Below are 24,048 nucleotides of genomic sequence, written 5' to 3' on the forward strand. Positions count from 1 at the left end.
GCTTACTGGTAACCCTTGGGGAACGGATCGGGTTTGATCAATTCCGGCGATTCGGAGACGACCTTGAAGCTCGCATCAGCCTGGCCCTGCGCGATGCGCGACTTGCTCCACAGGTGGTGGTTCGCGTCGATCTTCACGTAGCCTTCGGGCGCGGTCTTGAGCTCGATGCCCGGCGACGCGGCGACCACCTTGTCGACGTCGAAGCTCTTGGCCTTCTCGACCGCGGCCTTCCACAGCCAGGGGCCGAGGTAGCCGGCCTGGGTCACGTCGCCGATCACCGCGTTGGCGCCGTACTTGGCCTTGAAGGCGGCGACGAACTTCTTGTTGTTCTCGTTCTCCAGGGTCTGGAAGTACTTCATCGACGAGTAGAAGCCCTTGAAGTTCTCGCCGCCCACGCCGGTCATCTCGTCCTCGGTCACCGCCAGGGTCACCAGCAGTTGCTTGTCGCCGGTGATGCCCGCGGCCTTGAGCGCCTTGTAGAAGGCCACGTTGGAGCCGCCGACCACCGCGACGTAGATGCAGTCGGGCTTCTGCACCTTGATCTTGTTCATCAGCGAGCCGAAGTTGGTGCTGCCCAGCGGGTAGTACTCCTCGCCGACGACCTTGCCCTTCTGCATGTTCTCGATGTGCTTGCGCGCGATCTTCATCGAGGTGCGCGGCCAGATGTAGTCGGAGCCGATCAGGAAGAAGGTCTTGGCGTTCTTCTCCTTCTTGGCCCAGTCGAGGCTGTAGAGGATCTGCTGGGTGGCTTCCTGGCCAGTGTAGATCACGTTCTTCGACTGCTCCAGGCCTTCGTAGAAGGTGGGGTAGTACAGCAGGCCGTTCTCTTTCTCGAACACCGGCAGCACCGCCTTGCGCGAGGCGCTGGTCCAGCAGCCGAAGACGGCGGCGCAGTGGTCGCTGATCAGCAGCTTCTTGGCCTTCTCGGCGAAGGTCGGCCAGTCCGATGCACCGTCTTCCTTGATCACCTTGATCTTGCGGCCCAGGATGCCGCCCATGGCGTTGATCTCGTCGATCGCCAGCTGCTCGGCCTGGATCGATCCGGTCTCCGAAATCGCCATCGTGCCGGTGGCCGAGTGCAGCTGGCCCACGGTGACTTCGGTGTCGGTCACCGCCAGCTTGGTGGTGTTGACCTGCGCCGTCGGCTGCGCGTGGCCCCAGGCCGGCAGGCCCGCGACCGAGGCGGCGCCGAACGCCTGCAGCAACCGGCGGCGGCCGGAGTCCGCGGCGGTGGAAAGTGGGGCGTTGGCGTCGGGTTGGTGCTTCATGATGAAAGGCGCTCCTTGCAGCAGGCGGTGGGGAATGTCGGCAGAGGTGCCGCGCTGCTCGGAAGATTAGGGAAGACCCTGCGTGCGGCCCATACGTCAAACGACGTACGCATGCGTAGCCGCCGGTAACCTGCCGGTGTGCGCCCCACCCGTTGCTATGTTTTCGATAGCTGTCGGTCTTCTATCCGCGCTGGCTGCAGGCTGTTTTTCCTGCAGAATGCCGCACCGGCGCCCGTCGCGCCGCCCCGCGCACGCCCGCTTCTTGCTTGACGGCGCCCATGCCTTCCGCCCCCCGCCCGCTGCTGCAGCCCGCACCGCAGACCATCTTCAAGTTCCGGCGCGAATACAACGCCTGGGTGGCCGACGAGACGATGGAGGACTACGCCCTGCGCTACACGCCGAAGAACTTTCGGCGCTGGAGCGAGTTCCGCGTGGCCAACACCGCCTTCGGCTCGCTCTCCTTCCTGGTGCTGGAGGCGATCGGCGGAGCGATCGCCCTCAACTACGGCTTCGCCAACGCGATGTGGGCGATCCTGGCGGTGGGGCTGGTCATCTTCCTCACCGGCCTGCCGATCACCTACTACGCGGCCCGCTACGGCCTCGACATGGACCTGCTGACCCGCGGCGCCGGCTTCGGCTACCTGGGCTCGACCATCACCTCGCTGATCTACGCGGTCTTCACCTTCATCTTCTTCGCGCTGGAGGCGGCGATCATGGCGCTGGCGCTTCAGATGGTGGTGAGCTGGCCGATCGAGTGGTGCTACGTCGCCTCGTCGCTGGTGGTGCTGCCGCTGGCGATGCGGGGCATCACCCTCATCTCGCGGCTGCAGGCCTGGACGCAGCCGCTGTGGCTCTTCCTGCTGCTGCTGCCCTTCGTCTGGATCGCGCTGTCGCAGCCGCGGCTCTACCGCGATTTCGCGGGGCTCTCGGGCATCAAGAGCGGCAGCAACGGCTTCGATCCGCTGATGTTCGGCGCGGCGGCGGCGGTGATCTTCTCGCTGGTGGTGCAGATCGGCGAGCAGGTCGACATCCTGCGCTTCCTGCCCGAGCGCACCCGCGCCAACCGGGGCCGCTGGTGGGCCGCGGTGCTGGTCGCGGGGCCGGGCTGGATCGTGATGGGCATGCTGAAGATGGCGGCCGGCGCGTTCCTGGCCTTCGCGGCGCTGCAGTTCGAGGTGGGCGTGCACCGCGCGGCCGAGCCGACGCAGATGTTCCTGGCGGGCTTCCAGCAGGTGACGCAGGGCCTGGGGCTGCCCGGCCTGGCGGTGGCGCTCACCGTGGTCTTCGTGGTGGTGTCGCAGGTCAAGATCAACCTGACCAACGCCTATGCCGGCTCGCTGGCCTGGTCCAACTTCTTCGCGCGGGTCACCCGCAGCCATCCGGGGCGGGTGGTGTGGCTGGTGTTCAACGTGGGCATCGCCACGCTGCTGATGGCCCTCGGCGTGTTCGAGGCGCTGGAGAAGGTGCTGGCCATCTACAGCAGCGTGGCCATCGCCTGGGTGGGCGCTCTGGTGGCCGACCTCGTGATCAACAAGCCGCTGGGCCTCTCGCCCAAGGGCATCGAGTTCCGCCGCGCGCACCTCTACGACTTCAACCCGGTGGGCCTGGGCGCGATGCTGATGGCCGCGGTGGTGGCCAGCGCCGCGCACGCCGGCCTGCTGGGGGTGACGGCGGCGGCGTTCTCGCCCTTCATCGCGCTGGCGCTGTCGATGGCGCTCTCGCCGCTGCTGGCCTGGGCCACCAAGGGCCGCTACTACCTGGCGCGATCGCCCGACACCGGCTGGAAGCCCGGCGAGATCGTGCGCTGCGCGGTGTGCCAGAACCGGTTCGAGTCGGAGGACATGGCCCGCTGCCCCGCCTATGCGGCGCCGATCTGCTCGCTGTGCTGCTCGCTGGAGTCGCGCTGCCACGACCGCTGCAAGACCGGCTCGCGCGCGTCCGACCAGCTGCGGGCGGTGGTGGCCTGGCTGCTGCCGCGCACCTGGGCGCTCAAGTTCAACTTCCGCCTGGGGCAGTACCTGGTGGTGCTGGTGTCGCTGGGCGCGGTGATGGCCTTCATGGTGGGCGTGGTGTACGTGCAGGAGGGGCTGGACACGCCCGCGCAGTTCCTGCGGATGCCGTTCCTGAAGGTGTTCGCGCTGCTCGCCCTGCTGGCCGCCGTCTGCGCCTGGTGGGTGGTGCTCTCCACCGACAGCCGCCGCATGGCGCAGGACGAGTCCGAGCGCCAGACCCAGCTGCTGCTGCAGGAGATCGAGGCCCACAAGCGCACCGATGCCGAGCTGCAGGCCGCCAAGGACATCGCCGATGCGGCCAACCAGGCCAAGACCCGCTACGTGGCCGGCATGACGCACGAGCTGCGCTCGCCGCTCAACAGCATCCTGGGCTATGCGCAGATATTGCTGAAGAACCCGCAGGTCGACGGCTGGCTGCGCGAGACGCTGGCCACGATGCAGCACAGCGGCCAGCACATGCACGCGCTGATCGACGGATCGCTGGAGCTGGCCCGCATCGAGGCCGGGCGCCTGCGGCTCGACCCGGCGCCGATACCGCTGGCCGAGCTGCTCGACGACGTCGAACGCATGATGCGGCCCCAGGCCGAGGCCAAGGGCCTGCGTTTCGCGGTCCAGACCGAGGGCACCGCGCCCGAGTGGATACGGGTCGATGCCAAGCGGCTGCGGCAGATCCTGATCAACCTGCTGGCCAACGCGGTGCGCTTCACCGAGCAGGGCACGGTGACGCTGCGGCTCGACTTCAGCCACCACGTCGCGCGGATCGAGGTGGTCGACACCGGCATCGGCATCGCGCCGCTCGACCAGGAGCGCATCTTCCTGCCGTTCGAGCGCGGCAGCGCCGGCCGCCGTGCCAGCGAGACCGGCACCGGCCTGGGCCTGACCATCACCCACCTGCTGACCGAGCTGATGGGCGGCCAGCTCACCGTGCGCAGCGTGCCCGGCGCCGGCAGCACCTTCACCGTGCGGCTGTACCTGCCCGGCATCGCCGCCGAGGCGGCCCGGCCGCTGCGCCGCGCCGCCACCCTGCGCCCGGCCATCGGCTACCTCGCCCCGCGCCGCACCCTGCTGGTGGTCGACGACCAGCCGCTGCAGCGCCAGCTGCTGGCCGCCCTGCTGGTGCCGCTGGGCTTCACCGTGCGCGAGGCCGCGAGCGGCCGCGAATGCCTGGAGATCGTCCAGCACACCCCGCCCGACATGGTGCTGCTCGACCTGAGCATGGACGACCTGGACGGTTGGCAGACCGCCGCCCTGCTGCGCGCGCTGCGGCCCGCGTCGGAGCTGCCGATCGTCTTCGTCTCGGCCAACCTGTTCGACTACCGGCCCGAGCGGCTCACCGCGCTCGACCTGCAGGGCTTCGTCGGCAAGCCGGTGATCGAGTCGGAACTGCTGGCCGCGCTGGAGCGCGCGCTGCAGCTGGAGTGGGTGCACGACAATGCACCCCTGGCGCCGGCCGGCACGCCGAAGGTCGCGCCGCCGGGCGAGGGCGCGGGGGACGCCGCCGCCAGCCCCCCGCCCCTGCCCGACGACCTGCGCGAAGACCTGCAGCGGCTGGCCCGCCAGGGCAACGCCGCGGTGCTGCGCGAGCGGCTGCGCGAGGCGCGCAAGGCCCACCCCGTGCACGCCGCGATGCTGCAGCGCCTGCAGGTGCACTGCGACCGATTCGACTTCCAGGCCCTGGCCGACGAACTGAGAGAACCCGACCATGTGCCCCCCGCCTGACGCCGCGCCACCGCCCGTACCCGCCGTTGCCCCGCGGCCGGTGGGCGCGGTGACCGCGCCGGTCCCCGCCGCCACACCCCAGCGGGTGGTGCTGGTGGTGGACGACGCCCTCGACACCCTGCGCATGCTCTGCGACGCGCTGGCCGCCGAGGGCTACGTGGTGCTGGTGGCGCGCGACGCGCAGGAGGCCCTGCAGCGCTTCGAGATCGCGGTGCCCGACGGCGTGCTGCTGGATGCGGTGATGCCCGGCATCGACGGCTTCGCCCTGTGCCGCCAGCTCAAGGCCACGCCGCCCTGGTCGCACGTGCCCATCCTCTTCATGACCGGCCTGTCGGAGACCGAGCAGATCCTGCAGGGTTTCGACAGCGGCGGGGTGGACTACGTCGTCAAGCCGCTGCGCATCCCCGAGGTGCTGGCCCGCCTGGCCACCCATGTGCGCAACGCCCAGGCCACCCGGCTGGCGCGCGAGGCGGTCGACGTGGTCGGCATGGGCGCGGTGGTGCTCGACGGCCAGGGCCGCGTCGCCTGGCGCTCACCCCAGGCCACCCGCTGGCTCGACGGCGCCTTCGCCGCGCGGCCCCCCGAGGACGGCGCCACCTGGCTGCAGTCGGTGCCCGCCGGCGGCGAGGCCTCCACCCCGCTGCCCGACGGCCGCCGGCTGGTCGCCCGCCACATGGGCCGGAGCGGGTTTTCCGAATCGATGCTGCTGCTGCACCTCGCCGCCGCCGGCACCGCCGCCGCCCCGCGCCAGCCCGAAGTGCCCCTGACCCCGCGCGAATCCGAGGTGCTCTCCTGGCTGGCCAAGGGCAAGACCAACCGCGACATCGCCGACATCCTGGGCATGAGCCCGCGCACGGTGAACAAGCACCTGGAGCACATCTTCGAGAAGCTCGGCGTGGAAACACGCACCGCCGCCGCTGCGCTCGCGGGGCAGATGCTGCCCGTCGGGTAGACACGCGATTTCGGAAGAAAAGTAGCCGGGGCCGGCGTCTTTCGCCGACTTCTAGCTACAAATTTCATAGCACAAGCCGCCGACCGGTCCGGCGCCGGCCTGTCCCTACACTCTCCGCATGGCACTCCTGCGCATCCTCGTCCTCGGCGGCTACGGCTTCTTCGGCCAGCGGCTGGTGCGCCGGCTGGCGGCGCGGGAGGGCTGCACCGTGCTGGTGGCGGGGCGGTCGCGGGCCTCGGCCGCGGCGCTGGTCGAGGCGCTGCGCGGCACGGCGTCGGCGGCGCTGGAGGCGGTGGCGCTCGACCTGGACCGGCCCGGCCTCGTGGACGCCCTGCACGCGCTGCGCATCGATGCGCTGGTGCACACCGCCGGCCCGTTCCAGGGACAGGACTACCGGGTGGCCCGGGCCTGCATCTCGGCCGGCGTGCACTACCTCGACCTGGCCGACGGGCGCGACTTCGTCGTCGGCATCGGCGCGCTGGACGCGGCGGCGCGGCGGGCGGGGGTGGCGGTGGTCGCGGGCGCCAGCTCGGTGCCGGCGCTCTCGGGCGCGGCGGCGGACCGGCTGGCGCGGGGGCTGACCACGGTGCGGCGCATCGACATCGGCATCAGCCCCGGCAACCGCACCGAGCGGGGGCTGTCCACAGTGCGCGGCATCCTGGGCTACTGCGGACAGCCGATCGGCCCGGGCGGCGCGCACGGCCATGGCTGGAGCGGCCGGTGGCGGCATCGGTACGCGGCGCCGGTCGGCCCGCGGCTGCTCTCGCCCTGCGACGTGCCCGACCTGGCCCTGCTGCCGGCCCGCTACCCCGGCACGCCCGCGGTGCGCTTCGGCGCGGGGCTGGAACTGCGGCTGCTGCACGGGAGAATGAACCTGATGGCCGCGATGGCCCGCCGCGGATGGGTACGCGACTGGTCGGCCCACGCGGGACCGCTGAAGGCGGCGTCGGACCTGTTCCGGCACCTGGGCAGCGATGCGGGCGCGATGCATGTGGAGGTCCAGGGGGCGGACGCCGCCGGCGACCCGGTGCTGCGCCGCTGGGAGCTGCTGGCCGCGCGCGGCGACGGCCCGTACGTGCCCACGCTGGCCGCCGCCGCGCTGCTGCGGCGCCTGGCGTCCGGCACGTTGCCGGTGGGCGCGCAGCCGTGCATCGGGCTGCTGACGCTGGACGATTTCGCGGCCGAGGCGCGGGGCCTGGCCATCGCTTTCGGAGAACTCGCGGCATGACATCCTCCACCGCCGGCCACCGTACGCCGGCACGGGCACAGGCGGCGCAGGGCACCGGTCCGTCGACCGCGCCGGCGGACGGCACGACGGCGGCCGACGCAGGGCCGGCCGACACGACGGCCGGCCCTGCGTACACCGTGGCGCCCGGGCCGTCGATGTACCGCAGCGCACTCGGCCCAGCCGCATTCGCACAGCTGCACCCTGCCCTGCAACGCTTCCATGCGCTGCAGGGCCATGTCGGGCTGCACGGCCAGGTGACCACCACGCCGCCGGCCGGCCTCGCCGCGCGCCTGCTGGGCCGGTGGCTGGGCACGCCGCTGGCGGCGCGCACCGGGCCGGTGGCGTTCGTGCTGCAGGCCGGCCCGCGGGAAGAGCACTGGACGCGCCACTTCCCCGGCCGCACGATGCGCTCGCGCCTGCGGCTGCAGCCCGACGGCCGCATCGTGGAACGGCTGGGCCCGGCGCGGCTGGTGTTCCGGCTGCAGGAGGCGGGCGGCGGGCTCTCCCTGCACCTGCAGTCGCTGCATTTCTTCGGCATTCCGTGCCCGGGCCGGCTGCGGCCGCGGGTGGTGGCCGAAGAGCGGGGCACCGACGCCGCCGGGGCCGACGGCGCACGGCTGCATTTCGACGTGCGGGCGGCGGTGCCGCTGCTGGGCATGGTGGCGCGCTACCACGGCTGGCTGGACCTGGCGACGGCCGAGGCGCTGCCGTGATCGTCGTCTTCGACGGCCGGTGCCTGCTCTGCAACCGCTGGGTGCAGTTCCTGCTGCGGCACGACCGGCGCGGCCGCATCCGCTATGCGTCGATGCAGGGCGCCACCGGCAGCGCCCTGCTGCGCGACGCGGGCCTGCCCACCGAGAACCTGGAGACGCTGCTGGTGGTCGACGACGCCGGCCGCCGCTGGCGGCACACCGGCGCGATCCTGCGGCTGCTGCATGCCCTCGGCGGGCCGTGGCGCCTGGCCTGGGCCGCGTGGCTGGTGCCGGCGCCGCTGCGCGACGCGGCCTACCGGCTGCTGGCGCGCAACCGCTACCGGGTCTTCGGCCGCGCCGACGCCTGCATGCCGCCGCCGCCGGGCACGGCCGGACGCTTCCTCGATTGAAAAGCTGCCGGGGCATCCGCCCGCCCGGACCGCCGCGCCGCGCCCCGCGCGCACAATGGGCCATGAGAGCACCTCCCCGCCTGAAAGCCCTGGTCGACGAAGGCCTGATCGACTCCGTCGTGCGCCAGCTCATGAGCGGCAAGGAGGCGATGGTCTACGTGGTGCGCTGCGGCGACGACACCCGCTGCGCCAAGATCTACAAGGACGCCACCCAGCGCAGCTTCCGGCAGGCGGTGGATTACACCGAGAACCGCCGCGTGAAGAACAGCCGCCAGGCCCGCGCCATGGCCAAGGGCACCCGCTTCGGCCGCCAGGCCGCCGAGGCCGCGTGGCAGAGCGCCGAGGTCGATGCGCTCTACCGGCTGGCCGCCGCCGGCGTGCGGGTGCCGACGCCCTACAACTTCCACGAGGGCGTGCTGCTGATGGAGCTGGTGACCGATGCGCACGGCGACGCCGCGCCCCGGCTCAACGACGTCGTGTTCTCGCCCGAGGACGCCCGGCGCCGCCATGCCAGCCTGCTGGTCGAGGTGGTGCGGATGCTGGCGGCCGGCGTGGTGCACGGCGACCTGTCGGAGTTCAACATCCTGCTGGCGGCCGACGGTCCGGTGGTGATCGACCTGCCCCAGGCGGTCGACGCCGCCGGCAACAACCACGCCGGCCGGATGCTGCTGCGCGACGTGGGCAACCTGCGCCAGTTCTTCGGCCAGTTCGCGCCCGAACTGCTGCACACCCGCTACGGCGAAGAGATCTGGTCGCTCTACCAGAGCGGCACCCTCACGCCGCGGACCCCGCTCACCGGCCGCTTCGACAGGCCCGACGGCCCGGTGGACCTGCAGGGCGTGCTGCGCGAGGTGGACGACGCCCGGGCCGAAGAGGCGGCGCGGGTGCTGCGCATGGGGTCGTAGCCCTCCTGCGCGAGCTTCGGGAGGTGCGAAAGCCCCGCTTTTCAGCCCCCGTGGAGGCGCGCGGCCCAGTAGGTGGCGCCGGTGCTGCCGTAGCGCTCGGCATGCGGCTCGTCGCGGTCGAGGGCGAAGCGGTCGCCGGGTTGCAGGTGGCGCCGTGCCGGGTGAGCCACATCTCGCCCTGCACCACCGGGGCCTGCACCGCGAACGGGTGGCCGTGGTCCTCGACCACGGTGCCGGGCTGCCACACGCGCTCGGCCACCTCGTCGAAGCCCTGGCGCAGGGCGGCCTGTTCGAAATCGGCGAAGGTGGGCAACGTCATCGGGGGCTCCGGGGTGGGTGGGCCTTGCGGCGGAACGCCCTCTGGGGGGCGCGGGCCGCCAGGTTCGCACAGGCGGCCGTGCGCCGCAAGCGGCGCGTCTCGATCGCCGCGATAGCTTGACGCAGGGCCGGCGGAAGGCGCAGGCCGCCGCGTGCGGCACGGTGCGCAGGATCTCGCCCAGCGCCAGCACGAAGCGGGTGTTGTCGGCCTGCAGGCCCACCGTCATCCGCAGGCAGTGGGTCCGGCCCGTCCCCTTGCCCGCGCCGCGGCGTCGACGTCGAAGGGCGTGCGCACCCGGTCGAGCATCTGCACCGGCACCGCGTCGGACGCGATGCCGTAGCCCACCACGCAGGCCCGCCGGGCCCCAGGCCTCGGAGAAGGTGCGCAGCATGATCCAGGGCCGGGCCTGGGCGCGCAGCACCGCCAGCGCGTGCCCGCCGGCACCGCATCGGCGCCGGCCGCGTCGGCCAGGGCCTGCAGGAAGGCTGCGGCGCCGGTCATGCGTCCTGCACCGCGGGCGATTCGACGTAGGCCAGCAGCGCCTCGACCATGCGGCGCACCGTGGGCTGCACCCGCGCGGCCTTCTCGGGCAGGTAGTCGAAGGGCAGGGCCTCCTGCATGTAGCTGCTCTGGGTCATCTCCAGCTGCACCGCCTGCACCTTCTGCGCGGGGTCGCCGTGGTGGCGGGTGATGTAGCCGCCGGTGAAGCGGCCGTTGAGCACCGCGGTGGTGCCGGGCGCGCCGGCGGCGATGCCGAGCAGCCGGTCGGCGATGGCCGCGTCGCAGCTGATGCCCTGGCCGTTGCCCAGGTTCAGGTCGGGCAGCGTGCCCGCGAAGAAGCGGGGCAGCACCGAGCGGATCGAATGCGCGTCCCACAGCGCCGCGGCGCCGTGCCGCGCCTTCAGCCGGGCCAGCTCCTGGGTGAGCCGGGCGTGGTAGGGCTGCCAGATCGCCTCGCGGCGCCGGGCGATCTCGGCATCGTCGGGCGCGGCGCCGGGCAGGTAGAGCGGCGTGTCGTCGAAGGTGTCGACCGGGCACAGGCCGGTGACGCTCTGGCCGGGGTACAGGCTGGCGCCGTCGGGTGCGCGGTTGAGGTCGATCACGTAGCGCGAATGGGTGGCGACGAGCACCGACGCGCCGATGGCGTCGGCGAAGTCGTAGAGCCGCTCCAGGTGCCAGTCGGTGTCGGGCACGTGGCGCGCCTCGTCGGTGAAGCGCGCGGCCAGCGCCGTCGGCACGTGGGTGCCGACGTGGGGCATCGAGATCAGCAGCGGGCGGGTGCCCTGGCGGAAGCGGAAGGCGGGTTCGGTGGTCGAGAAAGGCATCGCATTAGTCCTGGAGAAGCTGGGTGCGGGCCGCGACGAAAGCGGCCGCGGCGCCGTGGTGCAAGGGGTGCCGGCCGCCGGTGACGCGGGCGCGGCCCGCCACCCGGACGCTGTCGATGGCCGAACTGCGGTGGCTGGCGAAGACGTTGGCCGAGAGCATGTCGGCCGCCGGCAGGCCCTGCAGCGCGGGCCGCGCGGCATCGAGCACCACCAGATCGGCCTGCTGGCCCACCGCCAGGCCGCCGACCGCGCGGCCGGCCGCCTGCGCGCCGCCCTGCACCGCCTGCAGCGTGAGCGCGGTGGCGACGTGCGGCTGCGCCGCGCTGGCGCCGACGTTGCGCTGGCGGCGCGCCAGGCGCTGGCCGTATTCGAGCATGAGCAGCTCTTCGGCCGCGTTGACGCAGGCATGACTGTCGGAGCCGACGCCCCAGGCGCCGCCGTGGTCGCGCCAGCGCGGCAGGTCGAAGATGCCGTCGCCCAGGTTGGCCTCGGTGGTGGGGCACAGGCCCGCCACCGCGCCGCTGCGGGCGGCCGCGGCGTACTCGGCATCACTCATGTGGGTGGCGTGCACCAGGCACCAGCGGGCATCGACCGGCGCATGGTCGAGCAGCCACGCCACCGGGCGCTGGCCGCTCCAGGCGATGCAGTCGTCGACCTCCCGGGTCTGCTCGGCGATGTGGATGTGGATGGGCGCGCCGGGGTCGAGCGCATAGAGGCCGGCCAGCACCGCCTCCAGCCCGTCGGGCGGCACCGCCCGCAGCGAATGCGGCGCCAGGCCCAGCCGCGCGCCCTGCGCGGCGCAGGCGGGGCCGAGCGCCTCCAGCAGGCGCAGCATCGAGTCTGTCGAGCGGACGAAGCGGCGCTGCCCGTCGGTGGGCGGCAGGCTGCCGAAGCCGCTGGTCTGGTAGAGCACAGGCAGCAGGGTGAAGCCGATGCCGGTGGCCTGCGCGGCGCGCAGCAGCGCGCGGCTGAGCGTGGCGTCGTCGGCATAGGCGCGGCCGTCGGCGCCGTGGTGCACGTACTGGAACTCGCAGACGCCGGTGTAGCCGGCCTCCAGCATCTCGGCATAGAGCCAGGTGGCGATCGCCTCCATCTGCTCGGGGCCCAGGCGCGCGGCGAAGCGGTACATCAGGGTGCGCCAGCTCCAGAAGCTGTCCTGCTCGGCCGAGCGGTGCTCGGTGAGGCCGGCGAAGCCGCGCTGGAAGGCGTGGGAATGCAGGTTGGGCATGCCGGGCAGCACCGGACCGGCGGCCACCGGCGTGCCGGCCGGCGGCGATGCGCCGGGCGCGACCCGGGTGAAGCGGCCCGCGTCGTCCCAGGCCAGCAGCACGTCCTTCGCCCAGCCCGCGGGCAGCAGCGCATCGGCGGCGAACAGGGTGCGGCTCATGCGGCGGCTCCCACGGCGATGCGGCCCTGCCGCACCACGGTGCGCACCGGGCGCTGGCCGAACCAGTAGGCCAGCTCGGCCGGCTCCTGCAGGTTCCACAGCACGAAGTCGGCGGGCCGGCCCGCGCCGATGCTGCCGTGCGTGTCCTGCAGGCCCAGCGCGCGGGCCGCGTGCCGGGTGACGCCGGCCAGCGCCTCGGGCACCGTCAGGCGGAACAGGGTGCAGGCCATGTTGACCATCAGCAGCAGGCTGAGCGCGGGCGAGGTGCCCGGGTTGTGGTCGGTGGAGACGGCCATCGGCACGCCGGCCGCGCGCAGCGCCGCGATCGGCGGCAAGTGGGTGTCGCGCAGCGTGTAGTAGGCGCCGGGCAGCAGCACCGCCACCGTGCCGGCGGCGCGCATCGCGGCGATGCCCTCGGCCGAGAGATGCTCGACGTGGTCGCACGACAGCGCGCCGTAGCGCGCCGCCAGCGCCGCGCCGCCCATGTCCGAGAGCTGCTCGGCATGCAGCTTGACCGGCAGGCCCAGCGCCTGCGCGGCGCCAAACACCTGCTCGGTCTCGGCCAGGGTGAAGGCGATGCGCTCGCAGAACACGTCGACCGCGTCGACCAGCCCTTCGGCCGCCAGCGCGGGGAGCATCTCGTGGCAGACGAGGTCTATGTAGTCCTGGTTGCGGCCGGCGTACTCGGGCGGCAGCGCATGGGCGCCGAGGAAGCTGGTGCGCACGGTGACGCCGTGGGCCTCGCCCAGCCGGCGGGCCACGCGCAGTTGCTTGGCCTCGTGTTCCAGGGACAGGCCGTAGCCCGACTTGATCTCGATGGCGCAGACGCCCTCGGCCAGCAGCGGCTCCAGCCGCGCGGCGGCCTGGGCGAAGAGCGTGTCCTCGTCGGCCGCACGGGTGGCGCGCACCGACGCCACGATGCCGCCGCCGGCCGCGGCCACTTCCTCGTAGCTGGCGCCGGCCAGACGCATCGCGAACTCGTTGGCACGCTGGCCGCCGTAGACCAGGTGGGTGTGGCAATCGACCAGGCCCGGCGTGGCCAGCGCGCCGCCGCCGTGGTGCATCGGCAGGCCGGCGCAGGCGGCGGCGATCCCGGCCGGCACGGCGGACGCATCGCCCACCCACAACACCGTGCCGCCGCGCACCGCCAGCGCGGCGGCGCCGCCTTCGGGCAGATCGGTGCCGGGCGCGGCGCCGGGGGCGAGGCGCAGGCCGGTCCACAGGCCGTCGGCAGAGGGATGCCTGCTCTGCGTGAAAGAGGAAGGAGTCATGGGCTGCCTGCTATCGAATTGATATCTAGAGGTCGTTGCCGGTCGCCGGCTACAGGCTTTTTCGGCTCGAAAAGTTTTCTTCGGGACCGCACAGGACGACCGCCAGCCGCGCATCGCTGGAACGGGGTGCCACGGCGAAGGCGGGGCGCTCGCCGGTCCACCACAGGCCCTCGTCCGCCGCGAGCACGGAGGCATCGCCTTCCACGCCCGCGGCGCACGCACAGGTGCCCCGCAGGGCCAGCACCATGCCGCCGCGGGAGGCCGGCAGCGCCCGTGCCGCGTCCAGCACCTGCAGCGACGCGGTGCAGCGGGCCGGGTCGAACATCAGGTTGAAATCGGTCGAGGTGCCGCCCAGCAGCGTGCATTGCACCGCCGCGTCGCCCGCGAATTCGAAGGGCACGTGCGGCGCCGCCAGCCGGTGGTCGAAGCCCGGCGCCTGCAGCCGCACGCCGTCGCCCGCCAGCAGCATGATCACCCGCCGCTTGCCGCCGAACACCGAGAACGGCCCGCCGGCCGCGATGGTGGCGATGCTCACCCGCCAGGCGAACCCGTCGGCGCCGGCGCCCGCCGGGTGGCGGACGATCTCGCGGGTGGTGCCGCCACCGTTCTTCCACGGCGTGACCGGCAGGGTGGCGGTATCGAAGAAGGTGCGCGTCATGGCGGGGCCGTGCGGTGCCGCTGCATCGGGGCGGCTCAGCCGGCCTTCGCCATCGGCAGCTTCAGGCCCTGCTTCTTCGCCGTCGCGACGGCGATGTCGTAGCCCGCATCGGCATGGCGCATCACGCCGGAGCCGCTGTCGTTGACCAGCACCCGCGCCAGCCGCTCGGCCGCGGCGTCGGTGCCGTCGGCCACGATCACCATGCCGGCGTGCTGCGAATAGCCCATGCCGACGCCGCCGCCGTGGTGCAGGCTGACCCAGGTGGCGCCGCCGGCGGTGTTGAGCAGCGCGTTGAGCAGCGGCCAGTCGGAAACCGCGTCGGTGCCGTCCTGCATGCCTTCGGTCTCGCGGTTGGGGCTGGCGACCGAGCCGGTGTCGAGGTGGTCGCGGCCGATGACGATCGGGCCTTTCAGCTCGCCGTTCTTCACCATCTCGTTGAAGGCCAGGCCGGCGCGGTCGCGCTCGCCCAGGCCCAGCCAGCAGATGCGGGCGGGCAGGCCCTGGAAGGCGATGCGCTCGCGGGCCATGTCGAGCCAGCGGTGGGTGTGGTGGTTGTCGGGGAACAGCGCCTTGATCTTGGCGTCGGTCTTGTAGATGTCCTCCGGATCGCCCGAGAGCGCCACCCAGCGGAACGGCCCCTTGCCCTCGCAGAACATCGGGCGGATGTAGGCGGGCACGAAGCCGGGGAAGTCGAACGCGTTCCGCACGCCCTGGTCGAACGCCACCTGGCGGATGTTGTTGCCGTAGTCCACCGTGGGAATGCCCAGCGTCTGGAAGTCGAGCATCGCCTGCACGTGCGTGGCGCACGAGGCGGCGGCGGCCGCCACCAGGCGCGGATGCTGGGCCGGGTCCTGCTGCGCGGCCTTCCACTCGGCCACCGTCCAGCCGGCCGGCAGGTAGCCGTGGACCAGGTCGTGGGCCGAGGTCTGGTCGGTCACCAGGTCGGGCCGCACCGCACCGGCGCGCACCCGCCCCAGCAGCACCGGCAGCACCTCGGCCGCGTTGCCCAGCAGGGCGATGGAGACGGCCTCCTTCTTCGCGGTGTGGTGGGCGATCAGGGCCAGGGCCTCGTCCAGGTCCTTGGCCTGCTTGTCGACGTAGCGGGTGCGCAGCCGGAAGTCGATGCCGCTCTGCTGGCATTCGATGGCCAGCACGCAGGCGCCGGCCAGCACGCCGGCCAGCGGCTGGGCGCCGCCCATGCCGCCCAGGCCGCCGGTCAAAATCCAGCGGCCGGCGAGATCGTTGCCGTAATGCTGGCGGCCGGCCTCGACGAAGGTCTCGAAGGTGCCCTGCACGATGCCCTGCGCGCCGATGTAGATCCAGCTGCCGGCGGTCATCTGGCCGTACATGAACAGGCCCTTGCGGTCGAGTTCGTGGAAGTGCTCCCAGTTCGCCCACTTGGGCACCAGGTTGGAGTTGGCGATCAGCACCCGCGGCGCGTTCGGGTGGGTCTTGAACACGCCCACCGGCTTGCCCGACTGCACCAGCAGCGATTCGTCGTCCTCCAGTTCGCGCAACGAGGCGAGGATCTGGTCGAAGCATTCCCAGTTGCGCGCGGCCCGGCCGATGCCGCCGTAGACCACCAAAGACTGCGGGTTCTCGGCCACCTCGGGGTCGAGGTTGTTCTGGATCATCCGGTAGGCGGCCTCGGTCAGCCAGCTCTTGCACGACAGGGTGCTGCCGCGCGGCGCGCGGACGACGCGGTCGGCCGAGCGGGTGTCGGCCGGGGCGGCGGGTGTTGCGGCGGTGGTCGAGGCGGTGGTGGTGAAGGCGTCGGGGGCGTTCATGGTCGGGGCTCCGAAGAAGGGCGGTCGAAGAGTCGAAAGATCGGGATGTCAGGCGGTGGTGCCGGGCGCGGCGGCGTCGGCATGGCTCGGCAGCAGGCGCAGCAGCGCGTCGGGCCAGGTGTCGCGGCCGGCCCAGAGGCGCATCGCCTCGACGTCGGGCGCGAGGAAGCGGTCCTGGTCCAGGAAGGCGACGCGGCTGCGCAGGTCGGCGAAGGTGGCTTCGAGCAGCGGCGAGCTGCGCAGGCCGCGCTTGAGTTCGATGCCCTGCGCCGCGCCCATCGCCTCGATGCCGACGACCACCGCCGTGTTGTCGGCCATATCGGCGAGGCGCCGGGCGCCGAAGGTGGCCATCGAGACATGGTCCTCCTGGTTGGCCGAGGTGGGCAGGCTGTCGACGCTGGCCGGATGGGCGAGCGACTTGTTCTCCGACGCCAGCGCGGCCGCGGTGACCTGCGCGATCATGAAGCCCGAGTTGACGCCGCCGTCGCGCACCAGAAAAGGCGGCAGGCCCGACAGGCCCGAGTCGAGCAGCAGCGCCAGCCGGCGCTCGGAGATCGCACCGATCTCGGCGATGGCCAGCGCCAGGATGTCGGCGGCGAAGGCCACCGGCTCGGCGTGGAAGTTGCCGCCGGAGATCACCTCGTCGTCGCCTTCGTCGCCGCCGGCGCCGGAGAAGACCAGCGGGTTGTCGGAGGCGGCGTTGGCCTCGATCTGCAGCACCCGGGCGGCGTGGCGGATGTTGTCGAGGCAGGCGCCCATCACCTGCGGCACGCAGCGGATCGAGTACGGGTCCTGCACCCGGCCGCAGTCGGGATGCGAGGGCACGATCTCGCTGCCGTCGAGCAATGCGCGTACCGCGGCGGCGACGTCGATCTGCCCCGGCTGGCCGCGTGCCGCGTGGATGCGGGCGTCGAACGGCTTGATCGAGCCCTGGATCGCCTCCAGCGACAGGGCGCCCGCCACCAGGCCGGCGGCGAAGACGTTCTCGGCCTGGAACAGCCCGGCCAACGCCAGCGCGGTCGAGACCTGGGTGCCGTTGAGCAGCGCCAGGCCCTCCTTGGGGCCGAGCACGAAGGGCGCGAAGCCGGCGCGGCGCATCGCCTCGGCGCCGGGGATCACCGTGCCCTCGGGCGTCGAGGCCTCGCCCTCGCCGATCAGCACGCAGGCCAGGTGGGCCAGCGGCGCCAGGTCGCCCGATGCGCCCACCGAGCCCTTGGCGGGAATGCGCGGCAGCAGGCCGGCGTTGGCCAGCGCCAGCAGCGCCTCGACGATCTCGGGCCGCACACCCGAGTGGCCGCGCGCCAGGCTCACCGCCTTGGTCGCCAGCACCAGCCGCACCACCGCGGCGGGCAGCGGCTGGCCGGTGCCCACGCTGTGCGACAGCACCAGATTGCGCTGCAGCTCGGCCAGCCGCTCCCGCGGGATCCGGGTGCTGGCCAGCTTGCCGAAGCCGGTGTTGATGCCGTAGACCACCTCGCCGCCATCGACGATGCGCTGCACCGCGGCCTGCGCGGCGCGCAGGGCCTGCCGAGCATCGGCATGCATCTGCAGCGACACGCCGCCGGCGTGGATGCGGCGCAGCTGGGCGAGCACCACCCGGCCCGGGTCGAGCATCAGCACGCCCTCGCCCAGCACGGGCACAGGGTGGGCGGGGGCGGCGTCGGGAGTAAGCATGTGCATGTCTATACAGGTTGTGTGAAACGAAGACAGGTCGATGGCCGGGCGCCGCCGCTCAGCGGGCGTTGCCGTCGGTACGGAAGCGGCTGCCCAGCCGGTAGCGACTGGCGGGGTGCAGGAAGCGGGCGAAGGTCACCGGCACGCCCTGCATCCAGGTGCGGCGGGTCAGCAGCAGGCAGGGCTCGGCGGTGGGCATCGCCAGCTGCAGCGCCTGTTCGGCGGTGGGCATCACCGCATCGACCACGTGCTCCATCTCGTCGTAGGGCGCGGTGCGCACCAGGTACTCCGACGGCTGCTGGCGCGAGAAATCCTGGTGGATGAAATCGGGCGAGACCCGCGGGTTGACGAAGCGGTCTTCCAGCTGCACCGGCAGGCCGTTCTCCAGGTGCACGCAGACGGCGCGGAACACCGATTCGCCGGTGCGCAGGCCGAAGAGCGCCGCCGTCTCCATCGAGGCCGACACCCGCTCGACCAGCAGCACCTTGCAGGCGTAGTCGTGGCCGCGGAGGTGCACGTCGTCGGCCAGGTTGGCGATCTGCAGCAGGGTGGACTGGGGCTTGTCCTCGGCCACGAAGCTGCCGACGCCCGGCACCCGCACCACCCGGCCCTGGCCGGCCAGCTCGCGCAGCGCGCGGTTGACCGTCATGCGCGACATGCCGAACTGCGCGACCAGCGCGTGCTCCGACGGCAGGCGCGTGCCGGCGGGCCAGCTGCCGTCCTGGATCTTGCGCGAGATGAAATCCTTGACCTGCTGGTAGAGCGCGAGCGCGCCAGGGCCGTCGTTGGCGGCGAGCGCCGCGCCCACGGCCGGCGTCTGCGGCGGCACGGGCGCGCCGTTCCTGGGCAGGGGACGGGCGGTGCGGGCGGTCATGCGGCGGTCGATGCAGGCGGATGCGCGCAAGCAGCTCGGTGCGCCGCGGCCACGGACTCGGCGCGGATTTCTTCGGTGACCCGCGCCTTCAGGTCCATGAATTCGGGCGAGGTCTTGATCGTGTAGTGGCGCGGATGCGGGAAATCCACCGCCAGCTCGGTCTTGATGCTGCCCGGCCGGGCACTGAACACCGCCACCCGGTTGGCCATGAAGATCGCCTCGTCGATGTCGTGGGTGACGAAGAGCACCGTCTTGCGGGCCGACTCCCAGATACCCAGCAGCAGCTCCTGCATCAGCACCCGGGTCTGGTTGTCGAGCGCGCCGAAGGGCTCGTCGAGCAGCAGGATCTTGGGGTCGTTGGCCAGCGCACGGGCGATGGCGGTGCGCTGCTGCATGCCGCCCGAGAGCTGCTTGGGAAAGTGGTTCTCGAAGCCGCGCAGCCCCACCTTGGCGATGAAGTAGTCGGCGCGCTCTTTCTGCTGCGCCTCGGGCAGGCCGCGCTCGCGCAGGCCGAAACGGATGTTCTGCGCGATGGTGAGCCAGGGGAACAGGGTGTAGCTCTGGAACACCACGCCGCGGTCGGCGCCCGGCCCCTCCACCGGGCGGCCGTCGAGCATCACCTGGCCGGTGGTCGGGTAGTCGAGCCCGGCGACGATGCGCAGCAGGGTCGACTTGCCGCAGCCCGAGGGGCCGAGAATGGTGACGAAGTCGTTCTCGCGCACCTCGAAATCGACCGGCAGCAGTGCCTGGGTGCTCCGGCCCTCGCTGCCCTGGAAGATGCGCGACACGCCGCGCACGGAAAGATGGTCGCTCACAGCGTGCTCCAGGCGAAGAGGCGGCGGTTGGCCGCCTTGAAGGCGAAGTCGGACACCAGCCCGATGATGCCGATCACGATGATGCCGAAGCTGATCTGCCCGGTGTTGAGCAGCGCCTGGCTGTCGGTGATCATGTGGCCGATGCCCGAGGACGAGCCGATCAGCTCGGCCACGATCACGTAGGTCCAGGCCCAGCCCAGCACCAGGCGCAGCGTCTCGGCGATGCCCGGCGCGGCGCCCGGGATCACCACCCGGGCGATGACGCCGCGGTCGCCGGCGCCCAGGGTGTAGGCGGCCTCGACCAGGTCGCGGCGGGCGCTGCCGACGGTGACCGCCACCATCAGCACCACCTGGAAGAAGGAGCCGATGAAGATCACCAGCAGCTTCTGCGTCTCGCCGATGCCGGCCCACAGGATCAGCAGCGGGATGAAGGCCGAGGCCGGCAGGTAGCGGCAGAAGGACACGAAGGGCTCGAAGAAGGCCTCGACGCCCTTGTACGCGCCCATCGCGATGCCCAGCGGCACCGCCAGCACGCTGGCCAGGGCGAAGCCGCCCACCACCCGCCAGACGGTCATGCCGATGTCGTGGATGAAGTTGTATTCGGTGAACAGCAGCCAGCCTTCGCGCACCATCGTCACCGGACTGGCCAGGAAGGTGGGCGACACGAAGCCGCCCAGGGTGAAGAACGCCCACACCGCCACGAACAGCACGAAGAAGCCCAGGCCCAGCATCCAGCGCGCGGTGCCGCCGACAGGCTCCAGCGGCGCCAGCGCCCGGCGCCGGCGCGCGGAAACCGGCGCGGCGATCGGCGGCAGGGCCGCGGGTGCGGCGGCCCCGGGCGAGGCGACGGAAGGAACGGGTGCGACGGACGCGGCGGCGGCGGGCACGGCGGACATGGGCGGCGGATTACTTGATGAAGCGGTCGTCGAAGGTCACGGCCAGGTCGGCCGGCGCCTTGCGGATCACGCCGGCGTCGAGCAGGATCTTCTGGGCTTCCTGCATGAAGGCGGTCAGCTCGCCGGCGAAGAACTTCTGGTTGGCCGCCTTGTCCTGCCAGCGCAGGTAGGCCGACGACTTGGCGAACTGCTCGCCCGACTGCTTGACCGCCGCGCCCATGATCTCGTTGGACTTGGCCGGGTCGGCCTTGATCATGTCGAGCGCCTGGAAGTAGGAATCGGCCAGCGACTGCGCCGCCTTCGAGTTGGCCTTGAGCCACTCGGGCGCGCAGCCCACCGTGTCCATCACCATCGGGTAGTCGAGCGTGGTCGCCAGGATCTTGCCGGCGGCGGGGTTGTCGCGCACGGTGGAGAGGTAGGGCTCGTAGGTCATGGCGGCGTCGTTCTGGCCGGCCACGAAGGCCTGCGCCGCGGCCTGCGGCGTCATGGTGACGGTCTTCACGTCCTTCAACGTCATGCCGTTCTTGCCGAGCATCCAGGCCAGGCCGAAGTAGGGCGCGGTGCCGGGCGCGTCGACGCCGACGGTCTTGCCCTTCAGGTCGGCGAAGCTCTTGACGTCGCCCCGCACCGCGATGCCGTCGGCACCGTAGGACTTGTCCATCTGGAAGATCTGCACGATCGGCACGCCGTTGGCGTTCCAGGCGACGTGCGTCTCGACGGTGGTGGCGGCGCACTGGATCGCGCCCGAGGCCAGCGCCAGGTGGCGGTCCTTCTGCGGAATCATCTTGATCTCCACGTCGAGGCCGTTCTTCTTGAAGATGCCGGCCTTGTCGGCCAGCGTGAGCGGCGCGAAGCCGGTCCAGCCCGACATGCCCAGCACGATCCTCGTGTCCTGCGCTGCCGAGCCGAACGCCAGCGCTGCCGCGCCGAACGCCAGCGCTGCCGCGCACACGCCGGCCGCCGCACGGACCGCCGACTTGACCATGGAACGCTTGCTCATCGATCTACCTCTTTGCGATTGAAGGAAAACGGGGTGGCCCGCCCCAAGGTGGCCGCAGGGAACCGAAGACAGGTCGGGCGCCGATTGTCAAGAATGCACCAGACCTGTACATACAGGCTCAACCGTAACCGTCCCGGTGCATTCCATGGCCGCATGGCGCCCGATAGGCCGGGAAACGGCACGATCTCCGTGCGCATCTGCCCGAGCCGGGCCCAGGTTGACTAGACAAGCACGACACATGCCAGACCGCAAAGGCCGCAAAATCGCGGGCTCACCCGAAAACGCGCCATGCCAGACTCTCTCTCCGCCGATCCGCTGCACATCCTTCACGAGGTTTTCGGGTACGACCGCTTCCGCGGCCCCCAGGCGGACATCGTCGACCATGTCAGCGCCGGCGGCGACGCGCTTGTGTTGATGCCGACCGGCGGCGGCAAGTCGCTCTGCTACCAGATCCCGGCGATCGCGCGGCAGCGGGCGGGGCACGGCATCACCATCGTCGTCTCGCCGCTGATCGCGCTGATGCACGACCAGGTGGGCGCGCTGCACGAGGCCGGGGTGGACGCGGCCTTCCTCAACTCGACGCTCGACTGGCAGGAGACGCTGGAGGTCGAGCGCCGCATGTCGCGCGGCGAGATCACCCTGCTCTACGCCGCGCCCGAGCGGCTGACGACGCCGCGCTTCCTGGAACTGCTCGACGGCCTGCTGCAGGGCGGACAGTTGGCGCTGTTCGCGATCGACGAGGCGCACTGCGTGAGCCAGTGGGGCCACGACTTCCGGCCCGAGTACCGGGCGCTGTCGATCTTGCACGAGCGCTATGCCGGCGTGCCGCGCATCGCGCTCACCGCCACCGCCGACGCGCTGACCCGGGCCGACATCGTCGAGCGGCTGCAGCTGCAGGACGCGGGCCAGTTCGTCAGCAGCTTCGACCGGCCCAACATCCGCTACCAGATCGTCGAGAAGAAGGACGCCACCACCCAGCTGCTGCGCTTCATCGAGCGCGAGCATCCGGGCGATGCGGGCGTGGTCTATTGCCAGTCCAGGAAGCGGGTCGAGGACCTGGCGGCCACGCTGTCGGCCGCCGGCATCAACGCCCTGCCCTACCACGCCGGCCTGGACGCCAAGGTGCGGCAGCAGCACCAGGACCGCTTCCTGCGCGAGGAAGGCATCGTGATGGTGGCCACCATCGCCTTCGGCATGGGCATCGACAAGCCCGACGTGCGCTTCGTCGGCCATGTGGACATGCCGAAGAACATCGAGGGCTACTACCAGGAGACCGGCCGCGCCGGCCGCGACGGCGCGCCGGCCGACGCCTGGATGGCCTACGGCCTGCAGGACGTGGTGAACCAGCGCCGCATGATCGACGAAAGCCCTGCGGGCGAGCAGTTCAAGCAGGCGCTGGTCGGCAAGCTGGAGGCGCTGCTGGCCCTGGCCGAAGCGACCGATTGCCGCCGGGTGCGGCTGCTGTCGTACTTCGGCGAAGCCTACGGCGCCGCAGGACCGCTCCAAGGCGGCCGTGCCGCCCCCTCTGGGGGTGGCGAAGCACACGAAGTGGCAAGCCGGGGGGCTCCCAGGTACACGTGCAGCAACTGCGACAACTGCCTGAACCCGCCCGAGCTGTGGGACGGCACCGAGGCGGCGCAGATACTGCTCTCGACCATCTACTGGATCCGCAAGCAGCAGGGCATCGGCTTCGGCGCCGGCCACATCATGGACATCGTGCGGGGCAAGGAGACCGACAAGACCCGGCAGCACGGCCACGACGGGCTCTCGACCTTCGGCCGCGGATCGGCGTTCAGCGAGGCGCAGCTGCGCGGCGTGCTGCGCCAACTGATCGCGACCGGCGCGCTGCATGTCGATGCCGAGGCCTACAACACGCTGCAGCTGATGCCCGGCGCCCGGGCGGTGCTCAAGGGCGAGGTGCCGGTGCGGCTGCGCGCCTCGATCTCGGCGCCGGCCGAGCGCAAGCCGCGCCGCGAGCGCAGCGGCACCGGCAGGACCGCGTCGCCCGCCGCCGCCGCCCTCGATGCGGACGGGCAGACGCGCTTCGCCGCGCTCAAGGCCTGGCGCGCCGAGGTGGCGCGCGAGCACAACCTGCCGGCCTACGTGATCTTCCACGACGCGACGTTGGCCGCCATCGCCGAGCGGGCGCCGCGCTCGCAGGACGACCTGCACGGCATCACCGGCATCGGCGCCAAGAAGCTGGAGGCCTACGGCGACGAGGTGCTACGGGTGTCTATGGGGGCGTGAAATCCCCCGGACGGCGAACCGCCGCGCAGCGGCATCCGGCCGCTAAAATCGCGGGCTGCACCGAAGCCCCTCCCGAAGGAAGCCCCATGCCCCTGCCCGTCAATGCCGCCACCAACACGCCCGAGCCGGACAACTCCCACGATCCGCGTGCGCACATCGCGGCCGAGCACGAGAAGGACGCGGTCGAGCAGGTGGTGCATCTGATGCCGATCGTGCTGCCGATCGTCGGCGGCGTGCTGATGTTCCTGCTGGCCTTCATCGCGATCTACATGGCCTGACCGGGCGGCGGGCCGGCCCGGCCTGCATCGGTCGCCTCGGGCGACCCCCGTTTTCCCTTCTCAAAAGCCGCGCTCGACGCGGCTTTTTGCCGTCCAGGCATCGCCACTCGCAGCATAACCCCATGCTTTGTTTGCATGAAATTACAGGGTAATCCGGTTTCGCTTCCGGCACGGATTCATAAAATCGTCATCCGCCCCCGCCGAAACCGGCTTGCGCCGCACCCCGGGGTGCCTGCAGCAAGGCCCATCGGTCGCCCGGAGCCGCCTTCTCCAAGCCCACCCGCGCACGCACGCGGTCTTAGACAAGACGGTTTTCAAACTCAGGAGCTCG

At 71.8% G+C, this 24,048-nt stretch carries 21 protein-coding genes; 8 read left to right on the top strand and 13 right to left on the bottom strand.

Annotation, left to right across the window (positions count from 1 at the left end; genetic code table 11):
- Positions 1 to 2: 2 nt before the first annotated feature.
- Positions 3 to 1,268, bottom strand: a complete 1,266-nt coding sequence (gene urtA, locus DFQ15_RS10060; RefSeq protein ID WP_110465857.1) for an urea ABC transporter substrate-binding protein — start codon at positions 1,266 to 1,268, stop codon at positions 3 to 5.
- Between the two features lie 278 nt (positions 1,269 to 1,546).
- Here urtA and DFQ15_RS10065 point away from each other — a divergent pair, with 278 nt between their 5' ends.
- From DFQ15_RS10065 to DFQ15_RS10090, 6 genes are all read left to right on the top strand, one after another.
- Positions 1,547 to 4,999, top strand: coding sequence for a hybrid sensor histidine kinase/response regulator (locus tag DFQ15_RS10065; RefSeq protein WP_110465858.1), 3,453 nt, complete (start codon positions 1,547 to 1,549; stop codon positions 4,997 to 4,999).
- On the top strand, positions 4,983 to 5,951 hold the full coding sequence (locus DFQ15_RS10070) for a response regulator transcription factor (protein ID WP_110465859.1): 969 nt from the start codon (positions 4,983 to 4,985) through the stop codon (positions 5,949 to 5,951). Before DFQ15_RS10065 ends, DFQ15_RS10070 begins: the two co-directional genes overlap by 17 nt.
- 118 nt (positions 5,952 to 6,069) lie before the next feature.
- Positions 6,070 to 7,179, top strand: coding sequence for a saccharopine dehydrogenase NADP-binding domain-containing protein (locus tag DFQ15_RS10075; RefSeq protein WP_110465860.1), 1,110 nt, complete (start codon positions 6,070 to 6,072; stop codon positions 7,177 to 7,179).
- 155 nt (positions 7,180 to 7,334) lie between these two features.
- Positions 7,335 to 7,892 carry a DUF4166 domain-containing protein gene (locus tag DFQ15_RS10080; protein ID WP_110465883.1) on the top strand — a complete coding sequence of 186 codons (558 nt, stop codon included), beginning with the start codon at positions 7,335 to 7,337 and terminating at the stop codon, positions 7,890 to 7,892.
- Positions 7,889 to 8,281: a thiol-disulfide oxidoreductase DCC family protein gene (locus tag DFQ15_RS10085; RefSeq protein ID WP_110465861.1), complete on the top strand. Its 393-nt coding sequence runs from the start codon at positions 7,889 to 7,891 to the stop codon at positions 8,279 to 8,281. The genes DFQ15_RS10080 and DFQ15_RS10085 overlap by 4 nt, the downstream gene beginning before the upstream one ends.
- 62 nt (positions 8,282 to 8,343) lie before the next feature.
- Positions 8,344 to 9,186 carry a PA4780 family RIO1-like protein kinase gene (locus DFQ15_RS10090; protein ID WP_110465862.1) on the top strand — a complete coding sequence of 281 codons (843 nt, stop codon included), beginning with the start codon at positions 8,344 to 8,346 and terminating at the stop codon, positions 9,184 to 9,186.
- 41 nt (positions 9,187 to 9,227) lie between these two features.
- Here the strand turns inward: DFQ15_RS10090 and DFQ15_RS18055 are convergent, their stop codons facing one another.
- The 12 genes from DFQ15_RS18055 to DFQ15_RS10150 all read right to left on the bottom strand — a co-directional run bounded on the left by DFQ15_RS18055 (position 9,228) and on the right by DFQ15_RS10150 (position 21,192).
- Positions 9,228 to 9,356, bottom strand: a complete 129-nt coding sequence (locus DFQ15_RS18055) for a hypothetical protein (protein ID WP_259292645.1) — start codon at positions 9,354 to 9,356, stop codon at positions 9,228 to 9,230.
- 371 nt (positions 9,357 to 9,727) lie between these two features.
- The gene (locus DFQ15_RS18205; protein ID WP_374941020.1) at positions 9,728 to 10,006 is read right to left on the bottom strand and encodes a hypothetical protein; all 279 of its coding nucleotides are present in this window, start codon (positions 10,004 to 10,006) and stop codon (positions 9,728 to 9,730) included.
- Complete coding sequence (gene hutG / locus DFQ15_RS10105) at positions 10,003 to 10,830, bottom strand: N-formylglutamate deformylase (RefSeq protein WP_110465863.1); 828 nt, start codon at positions 10,828 to 10,830, stop codon at positions 10,003 to 10,005. The genes DFQ15_RS18205 and hutG overlap by 4 nt, the downstream gene beginning before the upstream one ends.
- Positions 10,831 to 10,834: 4 nt before the next feature.
- On the bottom strand, positions 10,835 to 12,217 hold the full coding sequence (locus DFQ15_RS10110) for a formimidoylglutamate deiminase (protein ID WP_110465864.1): 1,383 nt from the start codon (positions 12,215 to 12,217) through the stop codon (positions 10,835 to 10,837).
- On the bottom strand, positions 12,214 to 13,488 hold the full coding sequence (gene hutI / locus DFQ15_RS10115) for an imidazolonepropionase (RefSeq protein ID WP_110465865.1): 1,275 nt from the start codon (positions 13,486 to 13,488) through the stop codon (positions 12,214 to 12,216). The genes DFQ15_RS10110 and hutI overlap by 4 nt, the downstream gene beginning before the upstream one ends.
- 49 nt (positions 13,489 to 13,537) lie before the next feature.
- On the bottom strand, positions 13,538 to 14,146 hold the full coding sequence (locus tag DFQ15_RS10120) for a HutD/Ves family protein (RefSeq protein ID WP_110465866.1): 609 nt from the start codon (positions 14,144 to 14,146) through the stop codon (positions 13,538 to 13,540).
- Positions 14,147 to 14,181: 35 nt separating this feature from the next.
- Complete coding sequence (gene hutU, locus DFQ15_RS10125) at positions 14,182 to 15,933, bottom strand: urocanate hydratase (RefSeq protein WP_110465867.1); 1,752 nt, start codon at positions 15,931 to 15,933, stop codon at positions 14,182 to 14,184.
- 48 nt (positions 15,934 to 15,981) lie between these two features.
- Positions 15,982 to 17,607 (bottom strand): histidine ammonia-lyase, encoded by a 1,626-nt coding sequence (gene hutH, locus DFQ15_RS10130; protein WP_110465884.1) that lies wholly within the window; start codon positions 17,605 to 17,607, stop codon positions 15,982 to 15,984.
- Between the two features lie 58 nt (positions 17,608 to 17,665).
- Complete coding sequence (gene hutC / locus DFQ15_RS10135) at positions 17,666 to 18,481, bottom strand: histidine utilization repressor (protein ID WP_110465885.1); 816 nt, start codon at positions 18,479 to 18,481, stop codon at positions 17,666 to 17,668.
- The gene (locus tag DFQ15_RS10140) at positions 18,478 to 19,296 is read right to left on the bottom strand and encodes an ABC transporter ATP-binding protein (protein ID WP_110465868.1); all 819 of its coding nucleotides are present in this window, start codon (positions 19,294 to 19,296) and stop codon (positions 18,478 to 18,480) included. Before DFQ15_RS10140 ends, hutC begins: the two co-directional genes overlap by 4 nt.
- Complete coding sequence (locus DFQ15_RS10145; RefSeq protein WP_110465869.1) at positions 19,293 to 20,192, bottom strand: ABC transporter permease; 900 nt, start codon at positions 20,190 to 20,192, stop codon at positions 19,293 to 19,295. The genes DFQ15_RS10140 and DFQ15_RS10145 overlap by 4 nt, the downstream gene beginning before the upstream one ends.
- A gap of 10 nt (positions 20,193 to 20,202) precedes the next feature.
- The gene (locus DFQ15_RS10150; RefSeq protein ID WP_110465870.1) at positions 20,203 to 21,192 is read right to left on the bottom strand and encodes an ABC transporter substrate-binding protein; all 990 of its coding nucleotides are present in this window, start codon (positions 21,190 to 21,192) and stop codon (positions 20,203 to 20,205) included.
- Positions 21,193 to 21,480: 288 nt separating this feature from the next.
- Here DFQ15_RS10150 and DFQ15_RS10155 point away from each other — a divergent pair, with 288 nt between their 5' ends.
- On the top strand, positions 21,481 to 23,439 hold the full coding sequence (locus DFQ15_RS10155; RefSeq protein ID WP_110465871.1) for a RecQ family ATP-dependent DNA helicase: 1,959 nt from the start codon (positions 21,481 to 21,483) through the stop codon (positions 23,437 to 23,439).
- An 86-nt stretch (positions 23,440 to 23,525) separates the two neighbouring features.
- Positions 23,526 to 23,717, top strand: a complete 192-nt coding sequence (locus DFQ15_RS10160) for a hypothetical protein (RefSeq protein WP_055835787.1) — start codon at positions 23,526 to 23,528, stop codon at positions 23,715 to 23,717.
- Positions 23,718 to 24,048 lie beyond the last annotated feature (331 nt).

Origin of the sequence: Xylophilus ampelinus (assembly GCF_003217575.1) — a bacterium.
GTDB lineage: Bacteria > Pseudomonadota > Gammaproteobacteria > Burkholderiales > Burkholderiaceae_C > Xylophilus > Xylophilus ampelinus.

What these genes read in the sequence shown, in the direction of transcription:
- urtA (WP_110465857.1), bottom strand. Translation starts at nt 1,268, where the DNA reads ATGAAGCACCAACCCGACGCCAACGCCCCACTTTCCACCGCCGCGGAC.
- DFQ15_RS10065 (WP_110465858.1), top strand. Translation starts at nt 1,547, where the DNA reads ATGCCTTCCGCCCCCCGCCCGCTGCTGCAGCCCGCACCGCAGACCATC.
- DFQ15_RS10070 (WP_110465859.1), top strand. Translation starts at nt 4,983, where the DNA reads ATGTGCCCCCCGCCTGACGCCGCGCCACCGCCCGTACCCGCCGTTGCC.
- DFQ15_RS10075 (WP_110465860.1), top strand. Translation starts at nt 6,070, where the DNA reads ATGGCACTCCTGCGCATCCTCGTCCTCGGCGGCTACGGCTTCTTCGGC.
- DFQ15_RS10080 (WP_110465883.1), top strand. Translation starts at nt 7,335, where the DNA reads ATGTACCGCAGCGCACTCGGCCCAGCCGCATTCGCACAGCTGCACCCT.
- DFQ15_RS10090 (WP_110465862.1), top strand. Translation starts at nt 8,344, where the DNA reads ATGAGAGCACCTCCCCGCCTGAAAGCCCTGGTCGACGAAGGCCTGATC.
- DFQ15_RS18205 (WP_374941020.1), bottom strand. Translation starts at nt 10,006, where the DNA reads ATGACCGGCGCCGCAGCCTTCCTGCAGGCCCTGGCCGACGCGGCCGGC.
- hutG (WP_110465863.1), bottom strand. Translation starts at nt 10,830, where the DNA reads ATGCCTTTCTCGACCACCGAACCCGCCTTCCGCTTCCGCCAGGGCACC.
- DFQ15_RS10110 (WP_110465864.1), bottom strand. Translation starts at nt 12,217, where the DNA reads ATGAGCCGCACCCTGTTCGCCGCCGATGCGCTGCTGCCCGCGGGCTGG.
- hutI (WP_110465865.1), bottom strand. Translation starts at nt 13,488, where the DNA reads ATGACTCCTTCCTCTTTCACGCAGAGCAGGCATCCCTCTGCCGACGGC.
- DFQ15_RS10120 (WP_110465866.1), bottom strand. Translation starts at nt 14,146, where the DNA reads ATGACGCGCACCTTCTTCGATACCGCCACCCTGCCGGTCACGCCGTGG.
- hutU (WP_110465867.1), bottom strand. Translation starts at nt 15,933, where the DNA reads ATGAACGCCCCCGACGCCTTCACCACCACCGCCTCGACCACCGCCGCA.
- hutH (WP_110465884.1), bottom strand. Translation starts at nt 17,607, where the DNA reads ATGCTTACTCCCGACGCCGCCCCCGCCCACCCTGTGCCCGTGCTGGGC.
- hutC (WP_110465885.1), bottom strand. Translation starts at nt 18,481, where the DNA reads ATGACCGCCCGCACCGCCCGTCCCCTGCCCAGGAACGGCGCGCCCGTG.
- DFQ15_RS10145 (WP_110465869.1), bottom strand. Translation starts at nt 20,192, where the DNA reads ATGTCCGCCGTGCCCGCCGCCGCCGCGTCCGTCGCACCCGTTCCTTCC.
- DFQ15_RS10150 (WP_110465870.1), bottom strand. Translation starts at nt 21,192, where the DNA reads ATGAGCAAGCGTTCCATGGTCAAGTCGGCGGTCCGTGCGGCGGCCGGC.
- DFQ15_RS10155 (WP_110465871.1), top strand. Translation starts at nt 21,481, where the DNA reads ATGCCAGACTCTCTCTCCGCCGATCCGCTGCACATCCTTCACGAGGTT.
- DFQ15_RS10160 (WP_055835787.1), top strand. Translation starts at nt 23,526, where the DNA reads ATGCCCCTGCCCGTCAATGCCGCCACCAACACGCCCGAGCCGGACAAC.